Source organism: Desulforhopalus sp. IMCC35007, from assembly GCF_005116575.1.
Taxonomy (GTDB): domain Bacteria; phylum Desulfobacterota; class Desulfobulbia; order Desulfobulbales; family Desulfocapsaceae; genus Desulforhopalus_A.
Genome location: NZ_SWCN01000004.1, coordinates 72,606 through 97,973 on the forward strand (window position 1 = coordinate 72,606; position 25,368 = coordinate 97,973).

The 25,368-nt window shown below is 45.7% G+C and carries 16 protein-coding genes; 5 read left to right on the forward strand and 11 right to left on the reverse strand.

All coding sequences use genetic code 11. From position 1 onward, the window contains the following. Nucleotides 1–65: 65 nt before the first annotated feature. The 3 genes from FCL48_RS05385 to FCL48_RS05395 form a co-directional block, all read right to left on the reverse strand. Nucleotides 66–989 carry a DUF362 domain-containing protein gene (locus FCL48_RS05385; RefSeq protein WP_136871233.1) on the reverse strand — a complete coding sequence of 308 codons (924 nt, stop codon included), beginning with the start codon at nucleotides 987–989 and terminating at the stop codon, nucleotides 66–68. 327 nt (nucleotides 990–1,316) lie between these two features. Further along, nucleotides 1,317–2,510: a phosphoglycerate dehydrogenase gene (locus tag FCL48_RS05390; protein WP_136871234.1), complete on the reverse strand. Its 1,194-nt coding sequence runs from the start codon at nucleotides 2,508–2,510 to the stop codon at nucleotides 1,317–1,319. Between the two features lie 125 nt (nucleotides 2,511–2,635). Beyond that, nucleotides 2,636–4,342: a B12-binding domain-containing radical SAM protein gene (locus FCL48_RS05395; RefSeq protein WP_136871235.1), complete on the reverse strand. Its 1,707-nt coding sequence runs from the start codon at nucleotides 4,340–4,342 to the stop codon at nucleotides 2,636–2,638. A 256-nt stretch (nucleotides 4,343–4,598) separates the two neighbouring features. On the opposite strand from FCL48_RS05395, the gene FCL48_RS05400 reads away from it, so the two are divergent. From FCL48_RS05400 to FCL48_RS05410, 3 genes are all read left to right on the forward strand, one after another. Next, nucleotides 4,599–7,586: a ChaN family lipoprotein gene (locus tag FCL48_RS05400; protein WP_169309095.1), complete on the forward strand. Its 2,988-nt coding sequence runs from the start codon at nucleotides 4,599–4,601 to the stop codon at nucleotides 7,584–7,586. 307 nt (nucleotides 7,587–7,893) lie between these two features. Further along, nucleotides 7,894–8,859 carry a peptidylprolyl isomerase gene (locus tag FCL48_RS25730; RefSeq protein WP_305791005.1) on the forward strand — a complete coding sequence of 322 codons (966 nt, stop codon included), beginning with the start codon at nucleotides 7,894–7,896 and terminating at the stop codon, nucleotides 8,857–8,859. A gap of 300 nt (nucleotides 8,860–9,159) precedes the next feature. Next, nucleotides 9,160–9,645, forward strand: a complete 486-nt coding sequence (locus tag FCL48_RS05410) for a bacteriohemerythrin (protein ID WP_136871238.1) — start codon at nucleotides 9,160–9,162, stop codon at nucleotides 9,643–9,645. Nucleotides 9,646–9,859: 214 nt separating this feature from the next. Here the strand turns inward: FCL48_RS05410 and trpS are convergent, their stop codons facing one another. The 6 genes from trpS to FCL48_RS05440 form a co-directional block, all read right to left on the reverse strand. Further along, a complete protein-coding gene (gene trpS / locus FCL48_RS05415; protein WP_136871239.1) occupies nucleotides 9,860–10,825 on the reverse strand; it encodes a tryptophan--tRNA ligase in 966 nt (321 codons plus the stop codon). A 310-nt stretch (nucleotides 10,826–11,135) separates the two neighbouring features. Next, nucleotides 11,136–13,043 (reverse strand): molecular chaperone DnaK, encoded by a 1,908-nt coding sequence (gene dnaK, locus FCL48_RS05420; protein WP_136871240.1) that lies wholly within the window; start codon nucleotides 13,041–13,043, stop codon nucleotides 11,136–11,138. 169 nt (nucleotides 13,044–13,212) lie between these two features. After that, entirely contained in the window at nucleotides 13,213–13,815 is a 603-nt protein-coding gene (locus tag FCL48_RS05425) for a nucleotide exchange factor GrpE (RefSeq protein WP_169309096.1), read from the reverse strand. A gap of 272 nt (nucleotides 13,816–14,087) precedes the next feature. After that, nucleotides 14,088–15,446, reverse strand: a complete 1,359-nt coding sequence (locus FCL48_RS05430) for a sigma-54 dependent transcriptional regulator (protein WP_136871241.1) — start codon at nucleotides 15,444–15,446, stop codon at nucleotides 14,088–14,090. Between the two features lie 41 nt (nucleotides 15,447–15,487). Continuing rightward, nucleotides 15,488–19,303, reverse strand: a complete 3,816-nt coding sequence (locus FCL48_RS05435; RefSeq protein ID WP_136871242.1) for a translocation/assembly module TamB domain-containing protein — start codon at nucleotides 19,301–19,303, stop codon at nucleotides 15,488–15,490. After that, the gene (locus FCL48_RS05440) at nucleotides 19,303–21,015 is read right to left on the reverse strand and encodes an autotransporter assembly complex family protein (protein WP_169309097.1); all 1,713 of its coding nucleotides are present in this window, start codon (nucleotides 21,013–21,015) and stop codon (nucleotides 19,303–19,305) included. The genes FCL48_RS05435 and FCL48_RS05440 overlap by 1 nt, the downstream gene beginning before the upstream one ends. Nucleotides 21,016–21,308: 293 nt before the next feature. Here FCL48_RS05440 and rlmD point away from each other — a divergent pair, with 293 nt between their 5' ends. Both rlmD and FCL48_RS05450 read left to right on the forward strand, forming a co-directional pair. Then, on the forward strand, nucleotides 21,309–22,640 hold the full coding sequence (rlmD, locus tag FCL48_RS05445) for a 23S rRNA (uracil(1939)-C(5))-methyltransferase RlmD (RefSeq protein ID WP_136871244.1): 1,332 nt from the start codon (nucleotides 21,309–21,311) through the stop codon (nucleotides 22,638–22,640). A 127-nt stretch (nucleotides 22,641–22,767) separates the two neighbouring features. Beyond that, nucleotides 22,768–23,379, forward strand: coding sequence for an HPP family protein (locus FCL48_RS05450; RefSeq protein ID WP_136871245.1), 612 nt, complete (start codon nucleotides 22,768–22,770; stop codon nucleotides 23,377–23,379). Between the two features lie 66 nt (nucleotides 23,380–23,445). Here the strand turns inward: FCL48_RS05450 and FCL48_RS05455 are convergent, their stop codons facing one another. Then, nucleotides 23,446–24,666, reverse strand: a complete 1,221-nt coding sequence (locus FCL48_RS05455) for a diaminopimelate decarboxylase (protein WP_136871246.1) — start codon at nucleotides 24,664–24,666, stop codon at nucleotides 23,446–23,448. Beyond that, entirely contained in the window at nucleotides 24,663–25,160 is a 498-nt protein-coding gene (locus FCL48_RS05460; RefSeq protein ID WP_136871247.1) for an SET domain-containing protein-lysine N-methyltransferase, read from the reverse strand. The genes FCL48_RS05455 and FCL48_RS05460 overlap by 4 nt, the downstream gene beginning before the upstream one ends. Between the last annotated feature and the right edge of the window lie 208 nt (nucleotides 25,161–25,368).

Genomic DNA, 25,368 nt, shown 5'->3' on the forward strand with positions numbered 1-25,368 from the left:
AAAATTAAATTGGTAACGCTCACGACTAAAAAGTATGGCATAAATACAATTACGAGCCACACAAGTCAACTCCCGAGTTTTATACCAATTCGTTTACCCATCCCCCAGAGGAACCTGAATGGATTAAACCGGATGGGGTTTAACAGCTCCGGCGCCATAAAGCCAGAGCCATAAAATTCAAACGGTTTTGCAAAGGGATAATGGATGGTAGAGGCGTCCGCTGCCTGCAACCCTTTTTTTTGTGCGGCCATATAGAGTGGGCTCTTTTGAGCTTCTACCTGCAGCAGTTGCAAAAGGGCTGTATCCAAAGCCACAGGGGAGGCGCTGCCACCAATGCAGTTTACCAGAAGTGGCTTTCCATCAAGGGGGCCCGATTCGGACATGACCTCAATTCCATCTATAAAATGAAACTGCGGTGGCAACACTTCAATCAGATCGAGGATGATGTCAGAAAATTGCTGATGACTGTTATCGCAGGTCATGTGGAGCATCGCCTTATTAACACCTTTAACAACACCAAAGATATTTTTGACAGCAAGGGTAACATACATCTGATTATGTGCCTTGATTCTTGGCAGACCTATAAAATAGTCACACTCAACAGCTTCTCCAGCAAGAGTAATGACCCGGCCACTCTTGAGTCGTCGTTTCACTGGTGTAGAAAATTCTATACACTCAACATTCAGTCCTTGTAAGGCAGTGATGATTCCTCTGGTATGACAGACACTTTTAGCTGCGCCAAAAGCAGGTGAATCCCCAAGCTTAACCCTGGCACCCTGCCCTTTCAACCAAAGCGCCACTCCGGCAATAAACTCGGGGTGGCTGCAAGACAGCGCAGAACCACGCCCACTTATCAGATTGGGCTTGAGCAGAATAGTCGCCCCACGGAGAGAGTGGAATGATCCAGACTCCCTCGCCATTCGATCGACAATATTTGCAATTTTCTCCCGCTCATACTTTACACAGGGAGAGAGAAAGACATTTTCCATGTTCAGCAGCCTTCGATATTTTTTCAAGCAGATTTGGGAACCGATACAGGACTATAAAAAGAAAAACCGGACCCCACAAGGAGGTCCGGTTTTTCCAGGAGAAAAGAGAGAAGAGATAAAGCATAATTTAAGATGCATGTTGTGTGCCAGCCACAACATCAAACTTATAGTTTAATATTATCGGCACCTTAGGCAAGTGGCAAGACAAACACCAACGACCTAAGGGTACAATATTTTATACTTCTCTTCTTAATTCTTTGCACATTAGCCCACTACTCCACAATAACAATCAGATACGAGACTAATTTTTTCAACTCTTCCTCAGTTCTACTTTTTATCCCGTGCAAACCTGATGACCCGGGTTCTAATAACGTCCTTATTTTCCTTTATTTTTTGAACGATAACTTCAGGAATATCAGTTTCGACATCTATAATATTATAACCCACAGTACCATTTGACTGATTGAGATAGCTTGCGATGTTTACATTGTTGTCACCGAATATGTTTGAAACAAAGGCGATCATTCCCGGCACATCTCTATTAATGACGATAAGCCTGCAAACCGTTTTATCACTGGGCGTTGACTCAATATTGGGAAAGTTGACACTGTGCACCACATTCCCGTATTTGAGATAATTAGAGATCTCTTTGACGGCCATTGTTGAACAGTTTTCCTCCGACTCAGAGGTTGAGGCCCCAAGATGTGGGGTTGCCAGCACTTTTTCATGCCGGACCAGAGCTGGAGTCGGGAAGTCACAGAGATACGCTTCCAAATACCCTTCATCCAAAGCCTTTATCACAGCCGCCTCATCAACAATGGGCTCCCTCGAATAGTTGACAAGAACAGCACCTTTTTTCATACGAGCAATGAATTCTTCATTGACGAGACCTCTTGTTCTCTCAATAAGTGGCAGGTGCAGGCTCACAACGTCAGCATCACCTACTGCATCATCAAGACTTCTGCAGACCCGGACTTCTGGTGAAAGCTGATGAATGTTAGAGAGTGCAGGCGCCGGATCAAAACCATTGACCTTCATAAGTCTATAAATTCCACCGTTGGCAAGCCGTACACCAATCTGTCCCAAACCTACCACTGCAAGGGTTTTCCCGGCAATCTCCTCTCCTTTAAAGGCGGCCTTCCTTGCCTCAACTTCAGCACTGACCTTCGCGGGGTCCATGGCGGCCAGATCCTTACAAAACTCTATGCCTTTATAGATATTTCTCTTCCATACACCGAGCATTGGAAAAACCAGGTCAACAACGGCATTGGCATTGGCACCCGGGGTGTTAAGGACACAGATTCCACATTCCGTAGCACGAGCAACGTTAATATTGTTGGTACCGGCACCCGCCCTGGCAACAGCAAGAAGTGACTTATAATCATCAACATTCAGGGTTGAACTGCGAAGGATAATACCATCAGGATCTTTCTCATCTGCGGATACCGTAAATCTATTAGAAAAAAGTTTAAGCCCCTCTTTTGCAATATTATTTATCTTCTTAATTTTATACGACTGCATGAAGTTCTCCTTATTGCATTTTCAATTAATTTGCGTTTTGCATACAGCAATATTCAAGCAACAGCCCCATACTATATACGGACAATTCAAGAGTTCAACAATTTTGTAATTATTCTTTTTTTCCATCACAATACCAAAACTTTAGCATATGAATGCAGATTCCTCTCCCGCTCGGTCAGAAAACAGAGGACCTCTCCATCTGCACCTGCAAAGAGGTTCATTTCTGTGAGGTGTTTTTTCTGAATTCGTAAAAAAAAGGTCTTCCGAAAAAATCCATTGCGCGTTTTTCGGCTAAATAGTCCCTCAACCTCTTCCGGCAGGATCGCAATCAAACGGTCTTTGGTCTCCTGGGGTTGTTCCTCATTCTCACCCGGCAGCAGCCATTGGGGCAGAAATCGATTGTTACAGCGAAGCCAGTCAACCCGGAGTAGATCCATTAACACCTCAGAGTCATGACGGCCCTGAAACATTGTGATGAGATTTTTACACATCAATTCGTGGGTTGGGGCATGGGAGAAAAAGAGATTTTTCTGACAAAGGGCCAGCAAGCTTTGAAAAAACGTAAAAATATTTTCCTCATGTCTGCGGAAATAGCCCCAGACAAGGACAAAATACCGATTATTCATGTACTTTTCTACACATTCAGAAAACCAGTACAAATCCTGAACGGTTTCATGGTCCATCCAGCGACTGGCCAGAACAGAATAGGGAGGAACCAGGCTGTGTTTGTAGCCGTACTCCTGTGCATTATAACAAAGAGGTGTCTCCGGGAGAATCTTCAAGAGTCCCATCTGGATGTAATCTGCTCCCATGAAAAACACCTCAGAAAAAGAGGTGGCAAAAGAATCTTTCGTTTCGTAGGGTAAGCCCAAAATAAGATCAACATGGAGATGGATGGTCCCAAGACCTGCAAGTCTTTGAATCGCAGTGTGTACCACCTCAGTTTCGACGGGTCGGTTTACCGCCTTCAACGTCTCTTTATGGGTGGACTGGATCCCAATCTCAAACTGAAATCGACCGGAACCGACCCGCTCAAGAAAGGTATACATCTCCTCAGTAAAGCGATCAGGAGCCATTTCAAAATGAAAGAGGGTCTCCCCACCCTCTTCTAATAAAAACTCCCACAGGCTTAAAGCCCGCTTTGGAATATCATTAAAGGTTCGATCTATAAAACGTACGACCTTAGGACTATGACTGAGAATATCGCGCAGCTCCTCTTTAACCACATCAAGAGGCTTATGATAAACACCCCGTTCCACAGACGACAGGCAATAGGTACAGCCAAAAATACAACCCCTCGAACTTTCATAATAAATATGTCTGTTGGCCAGGTGCAGATCAAAGTCAGTATGACGATAGGGATAATCATAGCTGCGCGAGGGCATTTTAAAAAAATCTGCTTTATAACATGGCTGAAGAGTACCATTTTCCAGGTCTCGATAAAACTGCTGGTCTATTGCTTCAATTGCCCCAAACACAGCACTGTGATTGACCTCATCCAGAAGCCCGTGTAAAACGAAGGCCTGGGGACCACCGATGACAACTTTGCAGCCAGGAAGACAGACAGCCATATCTCGGGTCAGTTTTTCCACAAGTTCACTATTCCAGATTGCTGCTGAAAAAAACACACAGGTCGGATTTCCCGCCGTGATACGCAGTAACAATTCAAAATAATTATCGTTGATGGTAAACTGTAGAATCTCACTCGTCCAATTCGGGCAATGTTTTTCCAGTTCATTTCGCAGGTAGAACAGGGCGAGGCAGGAGTGGGTGTAGCGCCCATTTAAACCGACAAGCTTTGCGGTGTTGATCATATTCTTTGCTTGACTCATTGTTTATTTTTCACTGATATTTTTTTTACAGCACGATCGCCTGTTCGAGATTATCCTACAGACAGAGACATGACAAGCTGGGTTGTCCTTTCTCGATCACGAGTACAATTACTCTGTAATATCTTCCGCAATAGGCAGTATCAACACATTCATCTTATCCGGAACATATCAAATGCCTTATATTTTACATTTTTTTTTACTTCTAAGCGCAACCCTTCTTTGTTGTAGCTGGAGCAAAAACGTCTATGCAGACAACGTGGCCAATTTTCAGTACAACCTTGCGCTGAGCTTTTCTCTGGAAAACAACCGACTGACGGGCACCGCTAAAATAGAGATTCCCCCAAAGTATCCCCTTACCGTTTCTCTTGCCCGCCTTGCCATTACTGGGGCACTTATCCAGTCCCCCAATGAAACAGAAAAAGAAATCAAACCGTTAGATGATCTGCTGCATTTTGACCCAAGCGATCAACACAGAACCCTTTACATCTCCTATCAAAGAGATGTGAAAAACGAACCAGGCAATCTCGTAAGTCCGGAAGGCATCTCTCTTACCGACAGCTGGTACCCAGAACCCTCTGTACCATATATTTACACAGTTTCCGCACGTCTGCCCCGTGATTTTTCAGCAATCAGCCAATCTGATCATTTTCCCCTTACAAAAAAAGAAAATATAACCACTGCCCACTCAGTGGCACCGACCAGCAGTATCTCATTTACTGCCGGCCCCTATGTCGTTGATAAACTCAGAGTTCGTGATAACCTCTACGTCTATTCCATGTTTTTTAGAGAGGACCAGGAACTCGCGATGGGATATCTTGAAGCGGCTGCAGCATACATCAAGAGGTATGAAAACGACATCGCCCCCTTCCCTTATAATCATTATGTTATTGTCGCAAATCGTCTCCCGACCGGTTACGGAATGGGCTCGTATACCCTCCTTGGCCAGATGGTCCTGCGTCTTCCCTTTATAAAAAGCACCTCACTGGGCCACGAAATCGTCCACAGTTGGTTCGGTAATGCCGTGGAGGTGGATTATCAGAATGGTAACTGGTGTGAGGGACTTACAGCCTTTCTTGCCGATCACAGCTATCGGGCAGCCAGTGGTCAGGGTAGAGAGGACAGAAAAGAGAGCTTAACAAAATACCAAAGCTATGTTCATGCCGGAGCAACACATCCATTTGCCCTCAAAGACTTCAAATCCGCCAGCCACAACCAGCCCATGGCCGATTATAAGAGAACTGTCGGTTATAATGGTGGAGCGTTTTTTTTCCACGAGCTGCGCGAATACCTTGGAGAATTAACCTTTAATGAGGGGGTACGTGAATTTTATATTACAAACAAAGATACAGCGGCCACCTGGAAAGACCTGCAGCTCAGCTTTGAGAAAGTTTCCGGGAAAAATCTTGAATCATTTTTCGTAAGTAAACTGAATATGGTAGAGGCACCTGAGATCTGGGCCGAGGATATACAGATTGATTCACGTAATGGAATTCATCTCAACTTTACCCTCAGGCAGCAGGCCAAGGAACCGCTCCCCCTCCTAATTCCTGTTCACATAAAGACTATGTCTGGGATTCACAAGATTGTGCAAACACTCACAACTTCATCCCGGCAGGTCTCCATTGCCTTAGCAGATCTACCACTGGCACTTACTCTTGATCCTGAATATACCCTCCTGCGAAAACTCTCCAGTAAAGAATGGACTCCGGTCTGGTCCACCTTTTTAGGGGCAGAGAAAAAACTTATCATCGTTGAGAGTGAGGCTGCCAAAGTAAAATATCAGCCCTTCCTTGACGCCCTTCGCCCTTATCCTGCCAAGATTGTCAGAGCAGATGAGATAACAAACCAGCAACTGAGCGAAAGCAGCCTGCTTTTTCTGGGTGCCAACCAACACCCCTGCCGATCACTTTTTGGCAAAATCAGTCACAAAGAAAACACTGTGACGGTTGATATTAGAAAAAACCCACTCAACCCTGAGGCAGTCGCCGTGGTAATTTCAGATACCACCAACGACCTGGGTTCCTCCGTTGCCAGAAAGCTGCAGCATTATGGGAAATATTCTTACCTCGAATTCGAAAGCAACAAGCGCCCGGAAACAGTGATCAAAGAGAGTGTGAACGGTATTTCCTACCAGCTGGAGAATCTGCCGATGGGCGGTTCTACCAAAGAATTGTCATCCTTTACTTCAATTATAGAAGAACTGCTGACAAAACGTGTGATATATATTGGTGAAACACATAACTCCCTTGCCGATCATCAACTCCAGCTCAGAGTGATAGAGGCGCTGTTCCACAAGGATCCAAATCTCGCCATAGGCATGGAAATGTTCCCCACCTCATCACAACAAAGCCTGGATGAGTATACGCAAGCGGGGTCTTTAATGGATGAAAAAACTTTTCTCAAAAAATCTGATTATTTCGAAGTCTGGCGTTATGACTATCGCCTTTTTAGAAATATTATGAACTTTGCCAAGGCACATGGCCTCCCTGTCCGTGGTCTTAATCTCGATCGACAGATCGTCTCCGAGGTCTATAGCCTCGGTCATACAGACGGCTTGAGTGATGAGATTAAAGAGTCCCTGGTTGTTGACCGAAATCTTGACCTTCCTGGCTATCAGGAACGTTTATCTTCTGTACACGACGCTCACATTTCTGGAAATCACGGCAAAGGGACGTCCAGTGGTTTCATTCAGGCTCAGGCCTTATGGGATGAAACAATGGCTGCAAATATTGCTGAATTCCTTCAAGCCCATTCTGACTACAGGATGGTTGTTATCGCCGGAACACAGCATACCAGGAAGGACTCAGGAATTCCCCCGAGGGTGGCCGCCAGAATCGATGTGCAACAGGCCAGCCTTCTCAATATCTATGATGATTCGAATTCAAGGAACCTCCTTCAGACTTCGGATTATTTTTTCCTGGCAGAAAACATCAGCCTGCCCGAATCACCTAAGATTGGCATCGTATTAAGTTCCACGGCAGATGATAGTCAGTATAAAGGCCTTGTCATTGACCAGATAAGCCCACACGGTAAGGCAAAAGCAGCAGGCCTGAAAGAGGCCGATATATTAATACGAATCAACGACAGTCCAGTGTATGACATGGCCGATCTTCGTATTGCAATGATTGACGCACAAGAAGGTGACATGGCAGAAGTAGAGGTTCTCCGCGGAAAATCGGAGAAAAAAAGCCATGTAATCAAGGTCGAACTGACCACTCCCGGTACAGGTACAAGTCCCCCCTGATCAGGGTATGTTACAGTTAGGCAGGGGACCATTGTAGCTGTAGCATTGACCATGCTAAAACATCAAATTCCTGAAATATCCCAACTCAGCCTTAAAACACATTTTCCGTCAACAGATCGTAGACAGAGAGAAAATTAGGGTTTATGATTGGCACAGACTGTATTTTTTGCCGTAAAAACGGTACACGACATACGTTTACTAAACTCTTTTTTTAATTTGCCCCTTTGCAAAAGGAGAATCAATGCATAGAATCTGCACCCTGTTTGTAATAATAATATCATGTATACTTTTATCTGGAGAATCTGGAATGGCTAATTCTAACCTCAAAGATGGTCTTTACGCCAAATTTGACACCGCAAAAGGCGAAATTATCTGCCTTCTCGAATACGAAAAAACACCACTGACCGTTACAAATTTTGTAGCTTTAGCTGAAGGCACCAAGGATCTTGGCGGAGGCGCAAAAGCAAAAGGGGATAAATTTTATGATGATTTAAAATTTCACCGTGTAATCCCTGATTTTATGATACAAGGTGGTTGCCCGCTGGGCACCGGTACCGGTGGTCCAGGATACACCTTTCCAGATGAAATTGACCCCAGCCTCAAGCACTCCTCGCCCGGAGTTCTCTCCATGGCCAATGCCGGCCCCGGAACCAATGGCAGTCAGTTCTTCATCACCCATGTGCCAACGCCATGGCTTGATGGCAAACACACTGTTTTCGGACACGTGGTTTCAGGGATGGATGTTGTAAACAAGATTGAAGGAAATGATCTTATCAACTCTGTCACCATCATTCGAGTCGGGGAAAAAGCTGAAAATTTTGTGGCCAATCAGGAAACTTTTGATAACCTTCTCGCAAATCTGGATAAGGTGAAGCGAGAAAAAGAGATGGCTGCCATGGAGGCTGAACAGGAAGCCATCAAAAAGCAGTGGCCTGATGCAGTAACTACCCCTTCAGGTCTCAAATATGTCGTGGTTGAAGAAGGCCAGGGCGAGACTCCTCAGATAGGCGCAGTCGTTACCGTCCACTATACCGGCAAACTTCTTGATGGCAAAAAATTCGACAGCTCCTACGACAGGGGTCAGCCGATAGACTTTCCTGTTGGCAAAGGACAGGTCATAAAAGGCTGGGAAGAAGCGTTGCTTGGCATGAAAAAAGGTGAAAAGCGAGTACTCATCATCCCATCAGACCTGGGCTACGGTCCTGCCGGTCGCGGTCCGATTCCACCTAACGCCACCATGATTTTTGATGTGGAGCTTGTCAATTTCCAATAATCTCTCCGCTCACACTGGCTGCACAAAAGCCCCATTGTCCTCTATTGGACAATGGGACTTTTATTTTGTATTCCCGTACACCTATCATTTACCGAATCTTTTCTTGTGAGCAAAAATGACAGGCTGTATCATAAGCCTGTGATGACACAGGCAGCGCGTATTTTATAATGTCAATTTTACTACACTGGTAACAAGTCATTTTACAGATACGGATAGTAGCCTCCAACGCAGATATACAATATACGCCGCTATCATTAATTTATTCAAGATATTAGGTTTATAGCTTCATCAAGGGATTTTATGACAGAACTCATTTGGAAACAATCGTATAATACAGGGATTCATGAAATAGATATCCAACACAGGCAGCTCCTCGACTACGTCAACCAACTTGATACGGCACGAAAGCTGAACAGTAGAACAAAAGTAAAAAATGTCATTGAAGGGATGGCAGATTATACGCTGTCACACTTTGCCTTTGAAGAAGCCCTCATGGAACAGGCGAATTATCCTTTCACAGGGCCCCATCGGCACATCCACAAAACTCTCATAGCCCGGGTTGTCACATTCAGTGAGCGATTTAAAGCCGGCGAAGATATCGCAGATGAATTCCACGCACTTCTCAGGCGATGGTTGATTAATCACATCCAGCGTGACGATGCCGCGTATGTCAAACCAGTCCGGGCACATCTCAGGGCAATAGAACAGGAGAAAGCCAGCTCTATGGAAAAAAAAGATCCGTCGAGCTGGCTGTCGAGGGTGGCAAAGAAATTCTTTGGAGGTTGATGCAAACCTGTACGGGGTTGTCGCTATTATAAAAAATCAAGTTGCAAAGGGCTTCCACCTCTTTGCCCTGACCAACCCGGAGTTCCAAAAAAGAACTCCTTTTGTTGGAGGCGGGCGGCTCTCCGGGTCTTTCAACCATTAAAGATGTGCTTAAGATATCGACACCTGCACGGTTGACGACTCGGTTATGAGCTACACAGATTCACGAATGTGACTAGTACTTCAGCCCAATCCTCTCACGAACGAGATCCATCGTTACACTTGCTTTTTCTCGCGCTTTATCTCTACCTTTCCTCAAAATCTGCCGGACCATTTCAGGATCAGCCATATATTCTTTTTTCTTTTCTCTGGCCACCCCGAAGGTGTCGTTTAACAGATCGAGCAGTTCAAGCTTCAAATAACCATATGCCGCACCACCATTAACGTAGAGCCCGCGGATTTCTTCCATTCGTTCTTTTGAAGCAAAGAGCTGCATCATCTGATAGAGATTACAGGTATCCGGATCTTTAGGATCATCTACAGGTTTGGCATCGGTCTCAATGGCCATGACCCGTTTTTTCAACTCCTTGCCTTCCATAAAAATAGGGATGGTGTTGCCGTAGGATTTGCTCATCTTCTGGCCGTCAAGGCCAGGTACAGTAGCCGTCGATTCACTGATGGCCGGCTCCGGGACTACAAAGGTTTCTCCATATTGATTATTAAACTTCATGGCAAGATCCCGTGCGACCTCAAGATGCTGCTTTTGATCTTTGCCAACTGGCACACGATCTGCCTGGTATAACAGGATATCTGCTGCCATTAAAACGGGATAGGCAAAAAGACCATGGCTGGCAGCAATACCTTTAGCCACCTTATCTTTATAAGAGTGGCAGCGCTCAAGTAACCCCATTGGAGTGAGTGTCGACAAAGCCCATGACAGCTCACAAACTTCAGGAACATCAGATTGTACCCAGAAAATACATTTTTCCGGATCAAGACCAAGTGCCAGGAAATCAGCTGCAGCCTCCAGAGTGCCCTTCGCAAGTTTTTCCCTATCGTGCACTGATGTGAGCGCGTGCAGATCGACGATAAAAACATACAATTCAGAAGTCTCCATGTTGGAGATCATAGTCTGCATCATACCAAAATAATTACCAATATGTAATTGGCCTGAGGGTTGGATTCCAGATAGTATTTTCATTGTTCTTTTCAATAATTTATAAATTTAGACGATTGATAAACCCGTAAAATGTCTTTACACCACACGGGGATAATGATGGAAATAAGGTAATATGCAAGACGCGGTGTTTTCAGGCAGCGTCTCAAATCTACTTTAAGTATATTGATCCTCTGATAAAAACGTCCACTAAAAGACTGACCTTCCCTTCGCCGCTGTCTCTATCTGCATAACGTAGAAGGGCTACAATAACGCAAAAACAAAAAAAAGGGGAGTAGAGAAAACAACCTTCTCCACTCCCCTTAAAACGATCAAGGCTTACACAGTTTCCTGCTTATTTTACCTCTTCGAAATCGGCGTCTACCACGTCGTCATCGTCGTCCTTCTTTGGTTTTGCACTACCTTCAGCACCCGCTGCACTTTCAGGATTTTCCTTGGATGCTTGCTGGTACATCATTTCGGCAAGTTTGTGCGATGCCTGGGTAAGTGCTTCAACAGCTGCCTTAATGGCATCAACATCATCACTGTCTTTGAGTTTATTGACGTTTTCAATTTCCCGTTCAACGTTCGCCTTGGTTTCCGCATCAACCTTGTCGCCAAGATCTTTCAGACTCTTTTCTGTTGCGTGAACCATCGCGTCTGCTGAGTTTCTGGTTTCGACCAACTCCTTACGACGCTTGTCTTCCTCTGCGTGAAGCTCGGCATCTTTGGTCATACGATCGATCTCATCCTGGGTTAAACCAGATGATGCAGTAATCTTGATGGACTGCTCTTTACCGGTGCCGAGATCTTTTGCAGAAACAGCAAGAATACCGTTGGCATCAAGATCAAAGGTAACTTCAATCTGTGGTACACCACGGGGTGCAGGTGGGATGTCAGAGAGTTCAAAGCGACCAATAGTCTTGTTGTCCTGGGCCATTTCACGTTCCCCTTGCAGCACGTGAATGGAAACGGCAGGCTGACTATCGGCAGCGGTAGAGAAGATCTGACTTTTCTTGGTTGGAACCGTCGTATTCTTCTCGATCAGTTTTGTGGTCACACCACCGAGGGTCTCGATTCCAAGTGACAGAGGTGTTACGTCAAGCAGAAGAACATCTTTCACATCACCCTGAAGAACACCACCCTGAATGGCTGCACCAATGGCTACAACTTCATCTGGATTCACACCTTTGTGTGGCTCTTTACCAAAAATCTCCTTAACCTTCTCCTGAACTAAAGGCATACGGGTCATGCCACCAACGAGAATTACTTCATCAATTTCAGAGGCCTTCAAGCCTGCGTCTTTGAGTGCAGTAACACAGGGACCAACACATCGTTCAATCAGGTCGCCAACCAGACTCTCAAGTTTGGCACGGCTGAGTTTGAGGTTGAGGTGCTTGGGACCGGAGGCATCTGCCGTAATGAATGGCAGGTTAATATCGGTTTCTTTCGTGGTGGAAAGCTCCATTTTTGCTTTTTCAGCTTCCTCTTTGAGGCGCTGAAGTGCCATCTTATCATTTCTGAGATCGATTCCCTGCTGGCGTTTGAACTCATCAGCAAGCCAGTTGACGATTCTCATGTCAAAATCTTCACCACCAAGGAAGGTATCACCATTTGTGGATTTTACTTCGAAGACGCCATCGCCGATCTCGAGAATGGACACATCAAAAGTACCACCACCGAGGTCAAATACGGCAATTTTTTCCTCACCTTTTTTATCAAGACCGTAGGCCAGAGATGCAGCAGTTGGCTCGTTGATAATACGTTGAACGTTAAGCCCTGCAATCTTACCCGCATCTTTCGTTGCCTGACGTTGTGAGTCATTAAAGTAGGCAGGTACAGTAACAACTGCATCCGTTACCTCTTCGCCCAGATATTCTTCAGCGGTCTGCTTCATCTTGGCAAGAATCATGGCGGAAATTTCTGCCGGCCTGTACACCTTACCTCCAACATCTACAGATACACTGCCGTTGGTGCCTTCGACAATCGCAAAAGGACTGATATCTATCGAACGTTTCACCTCACCATCTGTAAATTTACGTCCAATAAGTCTTTTTACTGCATAAAGCGTACGGGTTGGATTGGTCACAGCCTGACGCTTTGCCACCTGTCCGACCAGACGCTCATCATTATCAGTAAAAGCCACCACAGAAGGAGTCGTCCTGTTACCCTCAACGTTGGCAATAACCTTTGGATCGCCACCTTCCATAATAGCTACACAAGAATTGGTGGTACCCAGGTCAATTCCAATAATCTTACCCATCTTCTTTCTCCTTAAATCATTCTCAGCGGATTATATATCCATCCAGCATTGCTCAAAGTGTTTTTTATTGCTCTACCCATGGTAGTGGCAACCTCTTTTAAGGTTGTCATCCTCACGGGTTTGTCAAGTGATCACGACCTGTTTTCAACACATGTGTCCAGCCAGGTTCTTACGCCTTTTTGCCTGATGAAACAACGACTTTAGCTGCTCGAAGCAACCTGTCTTTATAATAGTAACCTTTCTCGAATTCAGTGATAACATGGTTTTCAGGAATCGTGTCGTGAGAATCCATGGTAAGAGCCTCCTGATGTTTGGGGTCAAAGGGTTCTCCAACACTGTTGATGGCCTTCACCTCAAACTTTTCAAGTGTGGCAAGAAGACTCTTTAAGGTCAACTGTACCCCCTCCAAAAGGGCGCTCAGGTTTTTCTCCGCATCAGCACCTTCGATCACCCCCTGACTCAGAGCACGCTCAAGGTTATCAACCGTTGGAAGCATTTCTCTCAGTATGGTTTCTCCAGCATATTTAAGGCTCGCCAGGCGTTCACGTTCTACACGCTTTTTAAAATTTTCATTTTCCGCAGCCGCACGCAACATCCTGTCATGGAGTTCTGCAATCTGATCCTTTGCTTCAGCCAGTTCCTGTTCAACATTTCGCTCGCCGTCTTCTGTCTGCACATCATGATCGGCTTCCAGCTCATTTATATCAGCCGCTTCACCATCAGCGACTACCGTTTCGTCTTGGAGTTCTTCGTTTACCTTTACCTCGCTCACCTACTCCTCCATTTTTCTCCAATTCTTGTTTCAGGCACAACTTCTGCTTAAAAAACGCTTTTCCGCCTGACCATTTCAAAACCTGAGCCAACAATAAGTAGCGGGTTTTTCCTTGTCAAGTGACGGGGAATCAATAAAAACAACACAGGATTATCTGTTGATTTTTATGATTTTTTTGGGCCAAAGGAATACAAACAATATCGGCGGAAAACCTAGAAACCCCTCTGACACGACAAGGGTCAAAAACACGAAAACATTACGACATTTGCTAATTAGGACTGGTTATGATATCTATTGAGCTTGTTCTGCAGGGTCTTACGGGTGATCCCGAGGCGACGGGCTGCTTCACTTTTATTCCCATCCGTCTCTTTAATGGTTTTCATGATCAACTGTTTCTCTGCGTCAAAGAGCGAGGTTGGGCTTTGATCATCAACCTCATCTTCTTTCAGAGATATCTTCTGGATAGGCAGAGGGAGGCTCTTTTCTGTCAACTCCGATCCCCGCATCAGTATTATCCCGCGCTCAATTGCATTTTCCAGCTCCCTCACATTGCCAGGCCAGCTATACTGCTTGAGATATTTCATACATTGATCTGTAATTTTATCGAGTGCCCTTCTGTTTTTTTTCGCAAACTTTTCAGCAAAATGTTCAACGAGCAGGGCAATGTCTGAAGATCGCTCTCTCAGCGGTGGAACAGTCAGCATCACCACATTGAGGCGATAGTAGAGATCTTCCCTGAATCTGCCTGCGGCGACCTCCTCCTCCAGATCTCTGTTTGTGGCTGCAATGATACGCACATCCACAGAAATTGTTTCTTCCCCACCAACTCTCTGCAGTTCCTGCTCTTGTAATACACGCAATAGTTTAACCTGCATTGCCTGGGAAGTATCACCTATCTCATCTAAAAACAACGTCCCACCATCAGCCTGAACGAATTTTCCTTCACGTCGTTTTTCAGCCCCGGTAAAAGCCCCCTTTTCATGACCAAACAATTCAGATTCCAACAGATTTTCAACAATAGCGGCACAGTTCACCTTCACAAAGGGCTTCCCCCGCCTCTCCGAATTATTATGCAGTGCCTCGGCAACCAGTTCCTTGCCGGTTCCTGACTCTCCATAAATAAGTACAGTAGCCTCGGTGGGAGCCACATAACCTACCATATCAAGCAGTTCAAGCATCGGTTTAGAGGCTCCTATAATCTCAGTGTCAAGCACGTTCTCTGCTCGATGGGTCCGCTGCTTATTGTTTGCAACCTGATGATGATCGACTGCCCGCATCAGGGTGAGGCGCAGCCGTTCAAAATCCAGAGGCTTGGTCAAATAATCATGGGCTCCCTGCTGAATCGCCTCCACTGCGTCGTCAACGGAAGAATAGGCCGTCATAATTATTACCGGCAGGGTCGGATTAATCGCCTGGATACGGCTAAAGGCTTCCCGACCATCCATTTTTGTCATGCGCACATCCATCAACACCGCATCGTAACTGTGATTTTCAACTGCAGCAACCGCCGTTGTTCCATCGTCTGCCTGGGCACAACTCCAGCCCCACTCAGTAAGCATTGAGACAAGCATGAATCGATGAACCTGATCGTCATCCACGACAAGAACTTTTACTGACTTATTTTTAACCATATAGTATGACGGGCTTTATCGGCCCATTCCTGTTCTTTAAACTACCGTTCAAAGGAGTAGATAAGATCGGCCCCGGTTGACTCTGAGGAGCTTCTTGTCTCAACATAAAAGCCGCGACTCAAATCATAACGAACGCGGAACTGACCGAGCTGGCTGAACATATTCATATCATAGCCTATGTACAAGTCATCAGTGATGCGCTTTCCAACCACCAAGGAAACATCCTGGGCCTTGGTACTGCCTTCAAGATGCAGATCATCAATGAACAAAAGCTTTTCCAAGCCATCCATAATCTTCGAACTCCCAGCAAGACCAAGGGTTGTTGCCGCAGCCTCGAGAAGAGAGCTTTCAGCCTCACTGGAACTGGCAAAGGAATGGCCTACTACCATCTGGGAAAGGATATCGGTATCGTCCATATAAGGGTCCGAGAAAAGGTGATACTGCAGATTTTGCACAAGGCCATTAATATCAACACCCACCGTATATGCATCATCACGTGCAGTTTCTGCAGTTACAACCTTCTGAGCTCTGATATCCACACCCGGATTATCAATAGGTCCACCAGTAAAGAGAATACGGCCCCGGGCAATATCAAGACTCCGGCCATAAAAAGAAAAAGTGGAATCGAGAAGATCCAATTCACCTCTTCCTGTAATAAATTCTTCGGGAGTAATCTTGACGTTCAAATTCCCCGCCAATCGACCGTTGAGACCGTAACCATCGACCTTTACCTTATCCCCCAGGGCAACGTCGAGATCGAGGTAAAAAGGATATCCTTTGCTCACATGAACTTTATCTTCGTCTATGATTACAACATCCTCAGAAACCTTCAATGCCTCACTCAATTCTTCCGGAGCGATAAGTCCCGAGACAACGGTCACTTTTCCGTGTATCTGACCTTTATTCCTGTTCAGGGTAAGTTCTGCATGGGGATTTACCTTGAAGGTGTATTCAGGGAGATCAACCAGAAGGAAATTTTGTCCCTCAAGCTTAAGTACAGCCTCGACGCCGTCCTCACCATCATCAATATGGCCGAAGACATTTATTTGCCCTTCACCTGAACGGGCTGAACCGCGGACAACAGCACCTGAATCATTACCACTGACTTCAAGCTTGACATTGTCAAGAGTTATACCCTGGTAGGGGAGTTCAAGGCCTCCTTCCTGCAGGGCCATTTCCCCATATATTTGGGGTTTTCCGAGAGTTCCTGCAAGGGTCAGCGAACTGCTGACCCAGCCCATTGTCTCAACGCCATATCCGGTAAAGGCGCTGAGATGATTGAGATAATATTTATCAAGCGTAAGGTTGCCAACGATTGTGCTGGACGAAAGCGGCCTGTCAAATCGACCGATATCGGCAACCTGCCCAGATAAACGAAGTGTCCCACCTTTTTCTGCCCTGAAAAATAAGTTGAGTCCCAACTGTTCATTTTCCAGATCGGCCGTTAAAGAGGAATCACTGAGCTGAAAAGTAACATAATCACCCTCAGCCACCTCAAGAAGAGTGTTCAGTTGAGGAAGACTGGCCGTTACCGCTGCAAGGCGAACTCCGTTCAGATCACCTGCAGCTTCAAGATTTACATCAAGACGGCCGGTGATCGGTGGAAAGCCCAAATCCATGCGACTGAGCTGTTTGAGTTGAAATGCATTGAGATCCGCAGTAAGAAACCATTCAGGAGTGTCTTTTCGATTCACCTCCCCTGTAAGACAGAGTGTTCCATCTGCACTGGCCTCCGTGCTCTGCAGACAAAATTGCTTCACCCCCAGACGCTTTTCCAAAAAATCAACGGGCGAATCATCCACCTGCCGCCATGAACCAAAACCTGTCGTTTTCAGCACAAATTCCGAAAGCTTTCCGCGCCACCCTTCATGATACTTCCCTTCCAGAACAAAGGCCAAAACTCCCTCAGGCCCTGTTAATTTGCTTTTCAGAGAGTGCTCTTCCCTGGTGCCGGATAAATCGAACCGGGCAGAAGTTAAATCGGCCCCTCCCAGCAGTCCATCATCAATATTGACCTGGCCTTCTACGACACCATCAGGGGCAAGGCTTACCTTGAGGTGGCCTGATAGACCCTTCATTTCTGCTTGAGACAGAATAAGATTTTTCCCTGAAAATTGAAGATCAAAGCGTGGTTCCTCTCTAGTACCACCAAGGTGACCTCGCAAATCAAGCTCTCCAAAGATATCTTTACCAAGCTCTGAGAGATCGGCTGATGTAACAGCAAACTGCAGTCCGAGCTCTTTTTCCACTACCCCGGATACAAGCAGCTGAGATCGACCAAGATTGATACTGAGTCCCGTCGAACTCAACGCACCACCATCAATGGCAATATTGCCGCCACCAGAAAGGACATGCCCCTTAAGAGTTCCGGAAAGATCAGAGATTTTCAGAAAACCGGCAGGTATACTTTCCAGCCACTGCAGCTCACTGATGATATTACCGCTTATTTTGCCGGACAGTTCGGGATTTATAAAGCTTGGATCAAAACCATCAAGATCAACATTTGCTTTCCAGCTGAGTTTATCTTCCCAGAAAAGTCCTGCATTGCGCACAATGGCAAGCCCTCCCACATCTTCACTATGAAGTTTCAGGTCGTCACTAAAAATCCCATTTTCAGTAAGACCAAGCTTTCCTGTGGCAGACCAGGCGTATCCGGAAAAAAGCCCCTGCATCGTCTCCAGATCAAAAGAGGCCTCAAGACCTTTTTCGGTGACATCTCCCACACTGTGAAACCGCGACGATACCGTTCCATCAAAATCCGGAACGAACATGGCAGGTGCAAAATCATTGACCTCAAGATCGGCTTCCCAGGAAAACAATTTTGCCCAGGAGATACTGGCATTTGTGGCAACCGCAGAACCTTTATCACGATCAATTCGCAGTGAATTGAAGATAATCCCCAGTCCATTGCCGTCAATATTGCTGCGAAGGTGTAAATTGTCCGCGACTCCCCACTTGCCCTCTGCCAGCACCAGACCACGATAATGGCCAAAATCTCCTGACATATCTCCGTGTACTGACTCAAGAATTATCTCAGGGCAATGGTATATCCAGGTGTAGAGATTAACGTTTTTGGCATCAAGATCAGCCGTCCAGGTGGGGGACTCCAAAAGATTATGAATAACCCCTTTAACCCGGATATCAGCCGGATCAACCAGAGTCACGGTGACACCCGGATTTGCAAGCGGTCCTGTAAAAGTAAAGGTGCCTTTTGATGGATGAAAACCATAGCCTTTGAGATGCCAAGTCCCCAGAAGATCAAGATCCCAATCTTTAAAAGTTTCTACATTTCCATGAAAGGTCAAACCTAAGTCGGGGGCTTCAGCCGCAAAACTCTCCACAACCAGCAGATCTCTGTGAATTTGCATACTGGTGTGAAGAGAAAAAAGTTCAAAAAGCAGCTCACCGTCCGCCCCTTTTAGTTTGATATCCTCCAGTGAAAGGTCATTTAGCTTGAGGATAAACGGTAATAGGCTTGCCGACAGACTCAGCCCTGGTTTTACTTCATAATCCTGTTGATCTTCAACGTCAGTTGCCTTCAGCTGTACACTTACATTCACCGTTTTACAGGAAGTGATGTCGAGAGTTCGTTTAAACAGTGCAAAAGGATGCCAGTCCCACTCAAATCGCCCAATCTCAATATCTGTTGCAGAAGTTGAGATATGGACGTCTCCCAGAAGAAAATGATCTCCCAGCCGACCTTCAACAGAGCCAATCGAAACGACATTCCCGAGAAAACTATTTGCTCCATTTTTAAGTACAACCAGTCCTGTCCTCGTGACGACCAAAAAAGAGGTCACCAGAAAAAGGGTGAGAAAAAGGATAAGAACGAATGAAACGATCGTAGTCTTTTTCATTACAAATCACCTCCCACCGTCAAATGTACCCTGAAAGGCGTCCCGTCCTCTGTAATAGCAGACGCGACATCTAAGCGAATCTGACCAAAAGGCAGGCGAAAGCGAACCCCACCACCAACACCCTGATAATAATCAAGACTGAGGTCGTCCGTTGCCGTCCCCCCATCCCAGAAAGCAGCAACACTCCAGTATTGGGTAACAATCCGCTCCAATTCGAGGGATTGAATGATAAGGTAACGTCCACCTATCACCGTACCTGAACTGTCTTCAGTGCCGATTGATTTGTAGGAATAGCCACGTATTGTCGAATCGCCACCGGTATAATAACGAAGGGATGGTGGCAAAGAATCAATGGAGTCAACCAGAGTACCACCAACTGATATACGACCGATCAGTTTCCACTGCTGAAATGGCTTGTACACAGCTTTTGCATTCACCGTTGCCTGGAGGAAACTGGCATCGGAGACAAATCCCTTGTAGGCCCCGGAAAGGTTTACCGAAGTGGAGAGCCCCTTGTTGGTGTTTAAAATATCGTCTGCAAAAATCAACCCGGCATTCAGAGATGGGAGAAGCAATGTTGATTCCCCGCTGGTATCACCAATATCGTAAACTTCATCGCGAATCTCCAGCCCGGTACTAAATTTAAACCGGGCCCCGGAATGCTCCTGAGATATTGCCGCTGTGAGCAACCTGGTATTGGTGTCGTCCCAGGAGCTGTCCTGGTAACCCACGCTGTTAATCAGGGTATCGTAACGTGGATCTTGCCGTGGAATCTTATAAAGAAGACTGATACTGTTTTCATACTCAGCCAGGAGAAAAGAGGCACTTATAGTGTGGCCGCGATTATTGAAAATACGGTTGGACCAGTCGAGCTTAACCCGTCCCCCCGTATCGGTACCGTATCCCCCGCCGACACTGTACTTGTTCCTCTTTTCCGGGCTGACAAGCTCAATCTTCACCGGGACAGAGTTATCTTCAACATGATCCAGCTCCCCTGTAACGACGACATGACTGAAAAAATCGGTTCGATACAGGATTGCCTGGAGTTCAAAAAGTTTTGAGGGGCGATATGGATCCCCTTTAGAATAGGGAAGATAGCGGTTCAGAAGACTCTGTTCGAGGATTTCCTGTGCACAGGTTGTATCACCAAAAACGTACTGTTTTTTTGTATCAAGGATTAGAGAGATATGAGCCGTATTCTTTTTTACATCGACGAGTAACAACTTTTGCACAAAAACGACGTCGAGATACCCTTCATTTATGATGGCATTGACAAGCCTTTTTTTCTCTTTCTCATAGAGCCCCTGGTCAAGGGTAGAACCGACCTTTAAGCCCCAGTTGTTGAGTGCTTTTCGAAGAACAGTGTTTTCGCTTCCTTCCCCAACTATGTTTTTATCAACCTGTTCAACAATTACAGGGGGACCTTTTTCAATTATATATTCAGCATGAAAACCATTCTCATCCTCCAGGATCTTAGATTGGATAACAGGATGATAGTAGCCAAATGGTGCAAGTGCCGATTTTATATCTTCTTCAGCCTTTTCATGTAACAGAAGCACAGTCGTTTCCCGCAGCCTGACGTTGTCTTTCTGCAAAAACAGGTTCAGCCGGGCAAGAACATTCTCTCTGAGCGGTGTACCAACGCCTTTCACCTTCACATCCACAGCAACCCCAGCGGTAAAAGCCGGTTCGACGATACAAAAAGAAAACAACAGGACGAATACAATTCGACAAGATAAAGATGATATATTAAAAACCTGCAATAATCGTATTTCGTCGTCGCGTCAGCAACGTCCTCTCATAAAGAAAGAAACTCAACCCGATCAAAGGATCGGTCCTAAAAAACATTCAATGTACAACACAACAATTCATCGCACATTTTCTATGAATACAATAAGGTGAAAACATACTCAGAGAATATGTTCATGTTAAGCAGTCATTGCTTTCCAACAAAGCTCATCGGATATTTACAGGTCCATCAATATTAGCAAATTATCGGTCATAAATGCACAGGGAAAAAATCAACATAGAGAAAATCGTCAACGGCGGCTTTGCCCTCGGTCATCTTCCTTCCAATATGGTTGTCCTTGTGCAATTCGGGCTACCCGGCGAGACTGTCATTGTAACCACTCAGGAGTCTAAAAAAAACTATCTTTTTGGGAAAATAGATCAAATTGAACAATATCACCCAGCCAGAATCGCACCACCATGCCAATACTACACCATCTGTGGTGGCTGCAACCTCCAGCATTGCAATTATGAAACTCAGCTTCTACTGAAAAAAGATATTCTTCTGGATCTTTTGCTGCGTCAAAATATCATTGATGAGAATGCAATAGACGACATCATCGCACCTGTTCTCCCGGCCCCCTCACCGTTCCACTACCGTCAGCGGATCAGACTACAGATAAAAGACGGAAAATCGGTGGGATTCAACCGTTTTCGCTCCAATGAAATTATTGAGGTACAACAGTGTCTCCTCGCCAAAGAATCTATTAACCGCGCACTTTTAGCAATAAATACATCGGACACCCACAGGCTTCTTGAGCTTTCTACTGAACTTGAGCTGCAGCAGGACCCTGCAACAGATATGATTTCCTGTATCTTCAGATTCAAGAGAAAACCGCGCCCTGCTGACGTTAAAGCCGCTGAAAAACTCTGTCTGGAGACAGATGAAATCGACCGAATATTTTTTACAGGAGATACTTTTTCCACTGTAGGACCAATTTCAGCAAACAAGGATACTACCAGCAACCTTCTCTCCGTTCATTACCCCCAGATCCAGGGAGTACCAGGCACTATAGAGCTGAGCTGGGAGGCCGGAGGGTTCTGCCAGGTCAATCTGGAACAGAACAAACAAATGATTGAAACCGTCATTGACCTCTGTGGTCTGAACCCCTCAGACTCTATACTCGATCTCTATTGCGGTATGGGAAATTTTGCGATTCCAATTGCCGCAATCGCAGGCAGTGTCTTTGCTATTGAGGGACAGGGCTCATCAATCAGGTGTGCAACATTAAACGCCTCTCGGGGAAATCTCTCTAACACCACCTTCAAGAAACAGCCAGTCCACAAAGGCTGCCTCCAACTCATAGAAGACAATCAATCCTTTGACTGTGTTCTCATCGACCCTCCACGAGGAGGGGCTCCAGAACTCTCATCCCGACTAAAAGCTCTCTGCAAGGGGCGCCTCGTTTACATCTCCTGTGATCCGGCAACTCTGTGCCGCGACCTGGCAGCTCTACAAAAGGAAGGTTTTTCAATTCAACGGATACAACCCATCGATATGTTTCCCCAGACACATCATATCGAAACCGTGGTCCTCCTGAACAAGTAGCGAATAGCACCTTCTTCTCTCTTTTTTTTCGGCACCCCAGCTAAACATCCTTATATTCTTTGTACGTATTCAGAACACTTATTGGCTCTAACCCTTGCAGAATAATTTTTCACAGGTGGTCCACATCATGTTCTACGTCAACGATATTGATGGCCTGAAGTTTAAAGGTCCATTAGAAAATCTTGAGAAATGGCGAACCATTTCAAGAAAAACCAGCATCGAACCTGTTGATGAGGAGAAAAGTTCCTTCAACCTACCCAAAGGACCCGGAGCACAAGCAGTAGCCGTCTATCAAAAAATAATATCAAACAACAACATGGTGGAACCGCTGGTTCATGTGCACCAGATAATGTCTTCCCCTCCCACCACAATTGCCCCTGAAACTCCCGTAGCTGAAGCATGGTGGATCCTGCGAAAGCTTAATATTCGACAGGTTATTGTCACAACAGAAAAAAAAGAAATTGTTGGAATGCTTTTCGAAAGAGATATTCTGAAACGCATTAACGTGATTGACAACCAGGTGAAAGTCGACCAGGAACTCCTGGTCGATGATGTTATTAAAAAAGAATTTGTCAGTACAGATTCAATTTCCGACATCAGAAGAGTTGCAATAGCTTTGAGCCAGTTTCATATAGATGCTATGCCCGTCCTGGAAGATGGTAAGCTTGTCGGCATAGTCACTCGTGGAGATGTTTTGCGTGGCTTTGCCGCCAACCCTAAACTCAATTTGTGGGCCTAGGGTGGCGAAAAGGCATTTGCCATGAAAGAATCAATTCTCTACTTTTAGCTCAAACAGCACAACTGATTACGACAGCAGCAGACACTCCTTAAACTGCCCCCGCATACAATGATTCGAAGCCATCGAAGATGAGTAGGCACCAGCATTGATCAGGGCGAGATAGTGCTCATCTGTCATATCAGGGAGAAGAACGTTCTCTGACCATATGTCCAGGGCCTCGTTAATGTTACCCACCACATGATAAGGTGTACGCGCCACCGTTTTGCTGTCAGAAAGTGGGACAGGCTGGAAAGGCAACTTGTAATAGGCGGGTTCCGGGGCAATGTTGAAACCAGCATCCACCCCCAGAATACGTGTACTCTCTTTTTCCTCGATGTATGTAATGCCGAGCAGCAACAGCCCTGCATCCTTCACCAGATAATCCCCCGGTTCCACATCAACAGCGAGATCTCGTGTCGTAAAGAATTCTTTGATTATTGAGGCCCAACTCTCAAGATTCAGCGGCTCATCAGATTCGACATGAGGCACACCTAGTCCTCCGCCAATATTAACCCTTTGCACGGTAGGTACCTGGTCAACAAACCTCAGACAGGTTTTCAGCACAGCGCGCCACTGGCTCAACTGATCTGTAAGGTAGCCGCAGCCAGTATGAAAATGAATCCTCCGCACAACCAGCCCGTAGGATTCTGCAACTGCAAGTGCCTCTGAAAACTGTTCCTTATAAATTCCGAATTTGGTGGTAACAGGACCCGCATACTGCAAGAGTTGGTTGCTCGCTCTGCTGACCCCTACCGCCGGATTTATACGGATACCGATCTCAGACCCAGGCCTTCGTTTACCCCATTCGCGAATTGCGTAAAGGGAATCGGCATTAAACAGCAGGTCGTCATAACGGGCCAGGATATCAAAATCTTTTCCGGCAAGACTCGTTGCCGTAAAAGATATATCTCCCGGCATAAACCCGCAGCCGATAGCATGCTCAACCTCTGCAGGGGAACAGGCATCTATGCCACACAGACCGGTCTGTTTCAGATAGGTCAAGAGCGGGGCAAAACGATTCGCTTTCATCGCGTAGTAGAGCCGGTGATTCCGCTGCCCGGCCACTACCGCAAGTGCCTGCTTTACGCGTTCAATATTGTCTCTGACCCGTCTGGCGGAATAGACAAAGGTCGGCGAGCCCATTTGTCTTGCAAAATCGGCGACCCGATGTCCTGAAAAATACAATTGCTGTTGCTGATAGCAAAGATCAGGCCTTTGCCACCAGTCTGAAAAATCATGCTTGGTCATCGCGCGACAATCGATCTGTCAATGTGCTTTGGCTGTAGACCCATCATCTTGCGAGTTACAGTTTTCTTATAAGGGAGTTCCAGTCGGCCTGTAATCCAACTCCGACATTTATCTGCCCCACAGGAACAGGGGAACTGGCGAAAGAGATAATCTTCCGTCTCGGCATAATCCATATAGATATAACTGTTGGCTTCAATGTCTTTCAAAGCAGTCACTGTCATCTTTTCCATATCAACAGAAACGTTTGGGTCACAGGAATGAAGAAAATAGCCAGAAAAATACGGATCAAAATTATGCAGTGTTTTTGAGAGTTGCAGCGTATGCTGTCTCAGGTCTGAAACCGGATTTCTGGCAATCTTGGCAATGACTGTTCCTTTTTCAAAAAAGCGATAGCAGATCACGCCTTGACCCGCATTTTCATCTTTAAAAACAATAGAAAAATCCTCAACCTGAGGAAACAGAGGGTCATTGCCAAATTCAGGTGGGTATAACATTTTAGTAGATCCTGATAAAAGAGGTTTTGGTGTGGTGCAAGTACAACCCAGAAGGGCGAAATGCATAGGGCTTAAAATCGACTATATAAATTAAAATTTCAGAAACACAAATAATAAATCATGGGGAGATGAAAATAATTTTACATGGTGCACAGGTGATGATCACGGGCAAACGCTCCCACGGAAACAACAAAGAGATCAACCACCA